This window comes from Paucibacter sp. XJ19-41 (assembly GCF_028462495.1).
Classification (GTDB): domain Bacteria; phylum Pseudomonadota; class Gammaproteobacteria; order Burkholderiales; family Burkholderiaceae_C; genus Roseateles_E.
On sequence record NZ_JAQOWX010000281.1, the window covers coordinates 1 to 873 of the forward strand.

Annotated in this window: 1 protein-coding gene and 1 pseudogene; one reads left to right on the forward strand and one right to left on the reverse strand. The window is 69.4% G+C overall.

The window, feature by feature from the left end; genetic code table 11:
- Positions 1-261: hypothetical protein (locus tag PO768_RS28975; protein WP_442953328.1), on the reverse strand; the 261-nt coding region annotated here is incomplete at its 3' end.
- A gap of 39 nt (positions 262-300) precedes the next feature.
- Here PO768_RS28975 and PO768_RS28980 point away from each other — a divergent pair.
- Positions 301-873, forward strand: a pseudogene (locus PO768_RS28980) (fumarylacetoacetate hydrolase family protein); the annotation flags it as partial.

Consider the following 873-nt stretch of genomic DNA (forward strand, 5'->3'; position numbering starts at 1 on the left):
GCTCGGCATGGGCGCTTGTGGTGGCCGCGGCCGTTGGCGTCGCCGCGCTGCCGGCGCCGGAACGGTGGTCTCAGCCGGCACGACGATCTCGGGCGCCGCGATGACGATCTGCCGCGTCAGCATCGCGGCACTAGCGCCGACTTGGCTGGCCTGGCGGGGTTGCGGGCGCCCGTCGCCGAGCCCGTTCAGCAGCGCCCAGTGCAGGGCCAGCGCGCCGGCGGCGGCCCACAGCAGCGATGACGGGAGGGCAGGGCGAGACATCGGACAATGCTGCTTCTTGCCTTGCAGCCGACCTATCCCATGAAACTTGCCAGCTATAACGACGGTTCCCGCGACGGCCAGCTGATCGTGGTCTCGCGTGACCTCAGCTCCGCCCACTATGCCAATGGCATTGCCACGCGGCTGCAGCAGGTGCTCGACGACTGGAACTTCCTGTCGCCCCAGCTCGACGAGCTCTACACCCAGCTCAACCACGGCAAGCTGCGTCATGCCTTTGCCTTCGATCCCAAGCTCTGCATGGCGCCGCTGCCGCGCGCCTACNGACGAGCTCTACACCCAGCTCAACCACGGCAAGCTGCGTCATGCCTTTGCCTTCGATCCCAAGCTCTGCATGGCGCCGCTGCCGCGCGCCTACCAGTGCATCGAGGCCCTGAGTCCTGAAGAGGAGGCGGCCGAGCCGCTGATGCAGCAGGTCGGCAGCGACGACTTCATCGGCGCTTGCGAGACGCTGCGCTTAGTCTCTGAGGCCATGGGCCTGGGCTGTGAGCCGCGGCTGGCGGCGGTCTGCGGCGATGTGGCCCAGGGCGCCGGCCCCGAGCAGGCGCTGGAGGGGGTGCGCCTGCTGGCGCTGGCCGGCAGCTGGCTGCTGCGGCA